Raw genomic sequence first — 504 nt, forward strand, 5'->3', positions numbered from 1 at the left:
TGCGTATTTCGGTGAATCCGATCGGTCGTTTCGGTTTTATCCGATCACTTTTTCATCTTCTTTTTCGTCCCTGCAGTTTTACCTTAAGTGATCGGATTGGTCTAGTTTTCTCATCGATTCGCCAGCCAGTTCAATTCGATGACTGTTGTGCAATAAACGGTCGAGTAATGCATCTGCCACAGTGGGGTTACTGATGAGTTTGTACCATTCGGTAACGGGTAACTGGCTGGCGATAATGGTACTGGTGTTTTGGTATCGCTCTTCCATCACATCAAGTAAGTCATTAGCCTGACGTGCGCTCAGTTTTTCCATTCCCCAGTCGTCCAGGATGAGCAGCTTTTTCTTAGCGAGTTGTGCAAGCTGTTGTCGGTAACTGCCATCGGCGTGGCCGATATTCAGTTCATCAAGAAGCTGCCCAAGTCGGTAATATCGCACCGTATGATGTTGTTCACAGGCTTGTCTGGCTAACGCGCATGCGAAGTACGTTTTTCCGCACCCTGTTGC

General features: G+C 47.6%; 1 protein-coding gene. It reads right to left on the reverse strand.

The window, feature by feature from the left end:
* Positions 1 to 78: 78 nt before the first annotated feature.
* Positions 79 to 504 (reverse strand): ATP-binding protein (locus ACX5KA_RS12115; RefSeq protein WP_458731253.1); only part of this gene is annotated, 426 nt, incomplete at its 5' end.

Source organism: Alteromonas alvinellae (genome assembly GCF_902705805.1).